The sequence below is a fragment of the Compostibacillus humi genome, from assembly GCF_014637175.1.
GTDB lineage: Bacteria > Bacillota > Bacilli > Bacillales > Amphibacillaceae > Oceanobacillus > Oceanobacillus humi.
In genome coordinates, this window is record NZ_BMEV01000094.1 from 1 (window position 1) to 7,732 (window position 7,732).

At 41.6% G+C, this 7,732-nt stretch carries 10 protein-coding genes and 1 tRNA gene; 5 read left to right on the top strand and 6 right to left on the bottom strand.

The window, feature by feature from the left end; all coding sequences use genetic code 11:
- Together IEV18_RS15745 and IEV18_RS15750 are read left to right on the top strand one after the other, a co-directional pair.
- A partial coding sequence (locus tag IEV18_RS15745; protein ID WP_188393334.1) for an IS1595 family transposase occupies positions 1–545 on the top strand: 545 nt, incomplete at its 5' end.
- A 71-nt stretch (positions 546–616) separates the two neighbouring features.
- Complete coding sequence (locus IEV18_RS15750; RefSeq protein ID WP_188393335.1) at positions 617–808, top strand: DUF6366 family protein; 192 nt, start codon at positions 617–619, stop codon at positions 806–808.
- 133 nt (positions 809–941) lie between these two features.
- Here IEV18_RS15750 and IEV18_RS15755 read toward each other — a convergent pair whose 3' ends face one another.
- Positions 942–2,189 carry a glutamate-5-semialdehyde dehydrogenase gene (locus IEV18_RS15755; RefSeq protein WP_188393336.1) on the bottom strand — a complete coding sequence of 416 codons (1,248 nt, stop codon included), beginning with the start codon at positions 2,187–2,189 and terminating at the stop codon, positions 942–944.
- On the bottom strand, positions 2,186–3,286 hold the full coding sequence (proB, locus tag IEV18_RS15760) for a glutamate 5-kinase (protein WP_188393337.1): 1,101 nt from the start codon (positions 3,284–3,286) through the stop codon (positions 2,186–2,188). The genes IEV18_RS15755 and proB overlap by 4 nt, the downstream gene beginning before the upstream one ends.
- A 459-nt stretch (positions 3,287–3,745) precedes the next feature.
- Between proB and IEV18_RS15765 the strand changes: the two genes are divergently transcribed.
- Positions 3,746–3,964, top strand: coding sequence for a hypothetical protein (locus tag IEV18_RS15765; RefSeq protein WP_188393338.1), 219 nt, complete (start codon positions 3,746–3,748; stop codon positions 3,962–3,964).
- Between the two features lie 39 nt (positions 3,965–4,003).
- Here the strand turns inward: IEV18_RS15765 and IEV18_RS15770 are convergent, their stop codons facing one another.
- The 4 genes from IEV18_RS15770 to IEV18_RS15785 form a co-directional block, all read right to left on the bottom strand.
- Complete coding sequence (locus tag IEV18_RS15770; RefSeq protein WP_188393339.1) at positions 4,004–4,726, bottom strand: amino acid ABC transporter ATP-binding protein; 723 nt, start codon at positions 4,724–4,726, stop codon at positions 4,004–4,006.
- Positions 4,726–5,427, bottom strand: a complete 702-nt coding sequence (locus tag IEV18_RS15775) for an amino acid ABC transporter permease (protein ID WP_188393340.1) — start codon at positions 5,425–5,427, stop codon at positions 4,726–4,728. Before IEV18_RS15775 ends, IEV18_RS15770 begins: the two co-directional genes overlap by 1 nt.
- 86 nt (positions 5,428–5,513) lie before the next feature.
- Complete coding sequence (locus IEV18_RS15780; protein ID WP_188393341.1) at positions 5,514–6,311, bottom strand: basic amino acid ABC transporter substrate-binding protein; 798 nt, start codon at positions 6,309–6,311, stop codon at positions 5,514–5,516.
- Positions 6,312–6,538: 227 nt separating this feature from the next.
- Positions 6,539–6,611 (bottom strand) — tRNA-Lys (locus IEV18_RS15785).
- Positions 6,612–6,883: 272 nt separating this feature from the next.
- Between IEV18_RS15785 and IEV18_RS15790 the strand changes: the two genes are divergently transcribed.
- Together IEV18_RS15790 and IEV18_RS15795 are read left to right on the top strand one after the other, a co-directional pair.
- Positions 6,884–7,372 (top strand): hypothetical protein, encoded by a 489-nt coding sequence (locus IEV18_RS15790; RefSeq protein WP_188393342.1) that lies wholly within the window; start codon positions 6,884–6,886, stop codon positions 7,370–7,372.
- Positions 7,373–7,400: 28 nt separating this feature from the next.
- Positions 7,401–7,649: a hypothetical protein gene (locus IEV18_RS15795; protein WP_188393343.1), complete on the top strand. Its 249-nt coding sequence runs from the start codon at positions 7,401–7,403 to the stop codon at positions 7,647–7,649.
- Positions 7,650–7,732: the final 83 nt, after the last annotated feature.

Genomic DNA, 7,732 nt, shown 5'->3' on the forward strand with positions numbered 1-7,732 from the left:
ACTCAGAAAAAGGACAAAGAAAAATTAAAGGTAGAAAACCACGTAAGCGTGGTGGTTCTGCGAAGAAACGTGGTATAAGCAATGAACAAGTTTGCGTGTTGGTTGCAAGAGACTGTGATAAAACCACCTTTTCGCAGATATTAGGTATGGGTAGGTTAACCAAAGACCAATTAGACAAAGCCATCGGGCATAGGCTTTCAAGTGAAAATATACTATGCACGGATTCTTGGCGTGCATTTAAAACATATGCTGCTGAAAAAGGAATGGATATTTACCAATTCAAGTCCGATGGTAAGATTCGTACTAAGGGGCTTTATCACATCCAGAACGTGAATAATTATCATAGAAGACTAAAAGGTTGGATGCAACGATTTAATGGTGTTGCGACCAAGTATTTAAACAATTACCTTACTTGGTTTCAGGTCTTGGAAAGTATCCATCACCAAAGAAATGAAGTAACAATGAATGACTTGATTATTAAAGGGAATTTAGTACAGAATTCAGAAACCTATGATACACTTAGGTTAAATAAATTTGCTGTATAAACACTGATGCTTGTTCAACTAACGGGGCAGAAGAGTTGAATATGGTTATTGAAATTTAAGGGGGAATTAAAATGGATAAAGATAAAGAAACTCCTGAAATGAGGAGAGAAAAAATGAGACAAGAAGAGTTGAAAAATCCTTCTAGTAGTATTCATGGGAGCAACCTTTCTGATTTAGTAGATGGTTTAGGTTGGAAAGGTACAGGGATACTCATACTTTTATTTATATTAGGTTTTATAATTTATGCTGTTTTCTTTCGTTAACGGGTGCGTTAGTTGAAGAAGACGTTATTACTAATAGAACTTCCAAAAAACGGAAGTTCTAATTTTTTACCCTATATATCAACAATAAACTTTAACATAGCCAAAAGAAAAAGACTGCCCGTATGTGGCAGTCTTATGGACGAATTTGCCCTTTTCCTTTAATGACAAATTTGCTAGAAGTCAGTGCCGGCAGCCCCATCGGTCCTCTCGCGTGCAATTTTTGGGTGCTGATGCCGATTTCAGCGCCATAGCCGAACTCAAACCCGTCAGTAAAACGGGTCGATGCATTATGATAGACACTGGCGGCATCGACTTTTTGCAAAAACAAAGCAGCATTTTCTTCATCTTCCGTCACAATCGCTTCCGAATGTCTCGTTCCGTACTGATTAATATGGTCAATTGCTTCCTCGACCCCGTCCGCTGCTTTTACACTAATTGCAAGACCTAAATATTCTGTATGCCAATCTTCTTCTGTCGCCGGTTTAGCCTGGGAGAAAATCCCACGAACTGAGTCATCTCCATAAATTTCTACGTGCTGATTATGCAAGCTCACTAAAAGGTCTTTCCCGTATCTTTCTAACCAGGCTGGATGAATCAATAACGATTCCGCAGCGTTACAGACGGAAGGACGCTGTAATTTTGCATTTAGTACGATTTCTTTCGCCATCGTAAAATCCGCAGATTCGTCAATATAAATATGGCAATTTCCTGCACCGGTTTCAATGACGGGTACGGTAGACTCCTGCACAACCGTTTGAATTAAGTTTTTTCCGCCCCGAGGAATGAGCACATCCAAATAGTCATTGAGACGGAATAACTCTCTTGCTGTTTCTCTGCTCGTATCTTCGATAAGCTGCACCGCATCTTTTGGAACTGCACTTTTCTCCAATGCCCGATGGATCATCTTCACTAACGCCAGATTCGAAGATTTGGCTGATGAACTCCCCCGCAAAATGATGGCATTTCCGGTTTTTAATGCCAAGGAAGCTGCATCAATCGTCACGTTTGGCCGAGCTTCATAAATCATGCCGACCACGCCGATTGGCACCCGAATTCTTTCAATAAGGAGGCCGTTTTCCTTTTCAATCGTCTCTAAAACCTCACCTACCGGGTCATTCAGGGCAATGATTTGCCTAATTCCCTCTGCCATTCCGCGGATTCGTTCCTCCGTCAATAAAATCCGGTCTAAAATTGCCTCGGACAATCCCTTTTCCCTGCCCGCTTCCATATCCTTTTCGTTTGCTTGCAAAATTTCCTTTGCGCTGTTCAGCAATTCTTCCGCAATCCGCTCTAATGCAGCATTTTTTTCTTCTGTAGAAATTCCCGTTAACTGGAAACTTGCTGCTTTAGCCAGTTTTCCTTTCTGCCGTACTTCACTCATCCTATCCTCTCCTCCTCATATTTCATTTCTACCCATTGATCCCGGTGGATTACTTCGATAGCACGTGTGCCTTTTTGCTGATCCATCCACCCTTTCAGTTCTTCAGATGAACATTTCACTTCCCCTTTGCCAAGAAATCCTTCCGTGCCGATGACTTCGACGACATCCCCTTTTTCAAATGTTCCTTTCACTTTAAAAACACCAGCAGACAATAAGCTCTTGCCATGATACAGGATGGCATCCTGGGCACCTTCATCGACATAAATTCTGCCAAAAGATTCGGAATGTAATGCAATCCACTGTTTCCTCGTGTTTAAGGTTGTATCAAGCTCGTTTATATAAGTTCCATTTCCTTTTCCCGCAAGTACATTTAGTAACTTATCCTTTCCTTTGCCATTACCGATAAATACGGACACGCCTAGCGATTGGGCCGTTTTTGCTGCCAGCAGTTTCGATTTCATTCCGCCGGTCCCCACTTTTGATCCGGCTGCTCCCGCTTGTTTAATCATTTCTTTGGTAATTTCATCCAACTTGTCGTATTTCATTGCTTCAGGATTCGTCTTTGGATTATCCGTATAGATTCCGTTAATATCAGTTAAAATAATTAAGCGGTCCGCATGGACAAAGCCGCTAACTAAAGCGGAAAGCATATCGTTGTCGCCGAAGGTTAATTCGTCCACCGCCACCGTGTCATTTTCGTTAATGATCGGCAATACGCCCCGATCCAGCAATTCGGTTATCGTTGCAAAGGCATTCTGATAACGGACACGATTGGAAAAATCGGAACGGGTCAGTAAAATTTGTGCTGCCGTCACTTGGAATTGGCGAAATTCCTCCATGTACGTTTGGATTAATATGCTTTGGCCAACAGCAGCCGCCGCCTGTTTTCCCTTTACTGTTACCGGCCTGGACGAATAGCCTAATCCGCGGAATCCTGCTGCTACTGCCCCTGAAGAAACGAGGATCACTTCATGGTTTTCCTGCCGTAATTTCGCCAGGGCATGGACATGGTCCCTTAATTTTTCCAGATCAAGTTCGCCCTTCTCATTCGTCAATGAACTGCTGCCAATTTTGACAACGATCCGTTCCTTTGCCATATTCATCTTCTCCTTATCTTTCTTTATGTTCGTTCCTGGTCAGTTAAAGAAAGGATTAAAAAAGCCCATTCGTCCCTTTTACAAAAGGACGAAAGAGCTTGCTCTTCCGCGGTACCACCATTTTTTGGATGCATCATACATCCCGCTTTGCTTCGTTAACGCCGAAGATGCGCCCATGTTTGCATGGGACTCGGAAGGCAGGTTCTGCGGATTCGTTCGTGACGGAATCTTCCAGCTTATAAATTCCGCTCTCTTGCACAACTCCCCCGCATACTAGTCCTTCGTAAACGTTCAAGTATTCATGATAACTTTAGATTAATAATATTATGGATAGGAACCGTGGAATTGTCAATAGGTTTTTATTTTCTCGACATTATCCAGTTTTTTCCTAAATTTAACTGGGGAAACATCGTGTGGAAAACGGGCTTTACGGTCATATTACACCTAGGAGGTGAATTGATGGATAATAATAAAAAGAAAAAGCAGGAAAATATCAATGTACAGCTGGGCGGCATGGGCCTTTACGGGAATACGTCAAACATGAAAATCGGCGGCTATGTCGCTTCTGGTGATATCGAGAATGCGGGAAGACTCGATAAAGGGTTTAAAAAACTGGATGAACAGGAAATTCAACCATCCGCTTCCGTTAAAGAAGATGCGAAGGAAAGCGAATATTAATAACCAAGAGCCGATGCGTACATCGGCTCCTGGTCACCACTATAACACTTTGCTTAAAAATGCTTTTGTTCGCTCATTTTTAGCATGGACAAATATATCTTCTGGTGTTCCTTCTTCCACAATATATCCTTGATCCATAAAAATTATCCGGTCGCCCACTTCCCGGGCAAATCCCATTTCATGGGTAACGACGACCATCGTCATTCCTTCAAAAGCAAGCTGTTTCATTACATCTAAAACCTCTTTTACCATTTCCGGATCTAAGGCCGAAGTCGGTTCATCGAACAGCATAATTTTCGGCTGCATTGCCAAAGCCCTGGCAATGGCAACCCGCTGCATTTGCCCGCCGGATAACTGTTCCGGATATGCCTTTGCTTTATCTTTCAGCCCTACTTTCTCCAAAAGCTGGATAGCCAGTTCTTCTGCCTCAGTCGGATTCATTCCTTTCACCTTTCGCGGGGAAATGGTAATGTTATCTAAAACGTTCATATGGGGAAAGAGGTTAAATTGCTGAAAAACCATCCCAACTTCTTTGCGGACTTCATTAATATCCGTATTCGGGTCATTCACTTTTACCCCGTCAATATAGACGGAGCCAGCCGTTATTTCTTCCAGCAAATTGATGCACCGCAAAAAGGTGCTTTTCCCCGATCCGCTCGGGCCGATGACGCAAATAACTTCTTTTTCTTTAACTTCATAATCAATCCCTTTTAATACTTCTAAATCCCCAAAAGACTTATACAGATTTTCTATTTTTATCATCAGCTGCTCCCCCCAGTTGGACGGCCAAAGGTAAACATTCGCCTCCGTTGCCGCGGTACATAGCTGTTGCTAAACCGTTTCTCCGTGTAAGCAATTACTCTCGTAAACAGGAAAGTTAAAAATAAATATAAAACAGCTACTGTAATATAAGGTTCCCAGAAACGGTTATAAGCACCAGCGACAATTTTCCCGGCGTACAGTAAATCGTTGGCAGCAATAACAGTGACAAGGGACGAATCTTTCAGCAAAGCGATTAATTCATTGCCGAAGGGAGGAATCATTCTTCTTAATGCTTGAGGAAGAATGATATGCCGCATTGCTAATTTATGAGGCATTCCTAAGGAACGGGCAGCTTCCATTTGCCCTTTGTCAATGGATTGAATCCCAGCACGGATGATTTCTGCATTATATGCTGCACAATTCAGCATTAAAGCCGTAGCACCGGATACGAAATAGCCTAACGATTGACCAAAAATGGTAGGTATTACCGCCAAGTGGATCAGCAATATTTGCACGAGAAGAGGTGTCCCGCGAAAAAAGTCAACATAATACTTGCTAGGATAATAAATCCATTTCTTTTTGGATAACTTGCCTAATCCAATGAGCAACCCGAGCATTATTCCGCCGATATACCCAACGAGGGTCAAAGCAAGGGTTACCCAAATTCCACGGATAAATAGTTCTTTATAGTTCCAGATCATGTCCAGCCGAATATCTAGTAATTCGATGGGAAACCACCTCCAGGATTAGATATAGAGCATGAGTTTAGTTGAAGAGATTAATTCCTTTACTCCATATCAAATCCTGTAATTTCTTTCAGCTTGCCGTTTTCTTTTATCTTCTGAATGCCTTCGTTCAGCTTCTCCAAAAGCTCTGTATTGCCTTTTTTCACCATTAATCCATAGTATTCTTTTTCGAAATAATCATCTTCTATAATCTCTAATTCCACATTCGGATTGTTTTTAACATAGTCAATGACAACCGAATTGTCACCAACAGCCGCATCCGCATTTCCGTTGAGCATTTCACTAATGGCAAGAGGCATCGTTTCCGTCGCCACAATATTTGGATTTGTATTTCCTAAAAGGTCTTGGACAACGATATGTCCTGTTGTATTAATTTGAACCGCTACCTTTTTGTCTTCTAAATCTTGAGCACTTTTAATATCTGACCCTTCCGGAACAAGGATTACTTGATTGGCTACAAAATACGGATCGGTGAAATCAAAATTTTCCTTTCTTTCCTCTGTAATTGTGATGGAGGAAACTGCAAAATCCACTTCCCCATTTTCTACTGCAGGGAATAACGGTTCCCAGCCGACATTTTGAAACTCCACTTCAACGCCAATTTCTTTTGCAACCGCTTCCACAATATCGATGTCTATTCCTACAATATTGCCATTGTCATCCATGTACTCCATTGGCGCATATGTAGCATCTGTACCGACTATAAGCTTTGACTTGTCTCCGCTATCGCTGTCGCTGTCTTCTGTACTAGACTCATCGCCAGAGGAGCCGCAAGCCGCAAGTACGGTTAAAGCAAACAGGAACATTGCTGCAATCAATGCTTTCCATTTTTTGTTCATCGAATTTCCCCCTATTTTAAATATTAATTTTTCTGATACTTCTGAATGATTACTATGATTATAAAATATTAAAAAGATAAAATCAACAAAAAGTTAAGCGGGAAATAGGAAGAAATATCTAATGCAATGCTAAATAACAGGATAAGAGAATTAATAGAATCGTGGCGGGAAAGTGCTTCAAAAAAAAAAAAGAGGATTTGCAATCTGCAAATCCTCTTTCGCATGGATGGGACATGTAGGGCTCGAACCTACGACCCGCTGATTAAGAGTCAGCTGCTCTGCCAACTGAGCTAATGTCCCGTCATCCTTATGACTTTTATATATTATCATAATTTCCCGTTATATTTCAATAGATTTTTTTAGTTTTTTTCCTCTGTTTTATGTTCTGGAACAGGCAAATACAAGATCATTACCAACTATGACAGCCTAAATAGCTAGTCCTAATTCATTCCCTCAGGCCGGTTATTGTTCAAATTCTCTCCAAAAACTTCTTCAGCAATGTGATTCACGTCACAGTCGTGTTTTTTTATCCGTTTAAACTTGAAGTAAGGACGTTAGAAAGGGGGAAGCAAATGATGAGAGAAGTGCTTCTCGTTATCCATATTCTCCTCGGCATCATGTGGGCCGGCGGAATTATGTTTGTCGGCTGGGGAGTTTATCCGGTTACATTAAAAATGCCTCTGGAGAACCAGAGAAAATTCCTCATTCAACTGATGAAGTGGACCCACCATTTATTTACGCTAATCGGTTCCCTTGTCATATTCACAGGTTTTCTGCTGGGCACCGTTTTTGGTCCGATAAAATCATGGGAAGCCCTTTTTTATTCAACCTATGGCCATCTTTGGCTGACCGCCTTTTTCCTTGGCATCTTTGCCTTATTGTGGGGCATCTTTGTCGGCTACCGCGGTATGATGCGGTTATTTCTCGACGATTTTGTCTGGATAGAAGCAGTTAATGGCAATAAAGAACCATTGATGCGGGGGCTATTCCGTTTAACGGTTATGGAATCTATGGAGGTAATCGGCTTTATCGCGCTCGTCGTTATTATGGTTCTTCTTTAAGTATTGTAAAAAAATAGGAGGGATCGTTATGGGAACGAAACAAACAGAAGATGCATCTTCCCTCGTCTTGCCGAATAAAACGTTTGTCAGTAAACTGTCCTGGCTGCAAATTGTCCGGCCATTGACATTTAGCGGCACGATTAGCCCGATATTGGCCGGCACCGGTTTAGCTTCCTTGCATGGGGAAGTCCGCTTGGATTTGCTTATTGTCCTAATTGCAGCAGCTTTATGCGTTCAAATATCTGCTAACTCAACTTTCGCAGTCGAAAAACACTAGTAAACACTTGATATGACTGAAAGAATTCACAACATTATATCTAAAAATGAACAAAAAAACATCCCTTTTTGGTAAAATATAGT

Excerpts from the sequence above, each read along its gene's own strand:
- IEV18_RS15750 (WP_188393335.1), top strand. The coding sequence starts at position 617 with ATGGATAAAGATAAAGAAACTCCTGAAATGAGGAGAGAAAAAATGAGA.
- IEV18_RS15755 (WP_188393336.1), bottom strand. The coding sequence starts at position 2,189 with ATGAGTGAAGTACGGCAGAAAGGAAAACTGGCTAAAGCAGCAAGTTTC.
- proB (WP_188393337.1), bottom strand. The coding sequence starts at position 3,286 with ATGGCAAAGGAACGGATCGTTGTCAAAATTGGCAGCAGTTCATTGACG.
- IEV18_RS15765 (WP_188393338.1), top strand. The coding sequence starts at position 3,746 with ATGGATAATAATAAAAAGAAAAAGCAGGAAAATATCAATGTACAGCTG.
- IEV18_RS15770 (WP_188393339.1), bottom strand. The coding sequence starts at position 4,726 with ATGATAAAAATAGAAAATCTGTATAAGTCTTTTGGGGATTTAGAAGTA.
- IEV18_RS15775 (WP_188393340.1), bottom strand. The coding sequence starts at position 5,427 with ATGATCTGGAACTATAAAGAACTATTTATCCGTGGAATTTGGGTAACC.
- IEV18_RS15780 (WP_188393341.1), bottom strand. The coding sequence starts at position 6,311 with ATGAACAAAAAATGGAAAGCATTGATTGCAGCAATGTTCCTGTTTGCT.
- IEV18_RS15790 (WP_188393342.1), top strand. The coding sequence starts at position 6,884 with ATGATGAGAGAAGTGCTTCTCGTTATCCATATTCTCCTCGGCATCATG.
- IEV18_RS15795 (WP_188393343.1), top strand. The coding sequence starts at position 7,401 with ATGGGAACGAAACAAACAGAAGATGCATCTTCCCTCGTCTTGCCGAAT.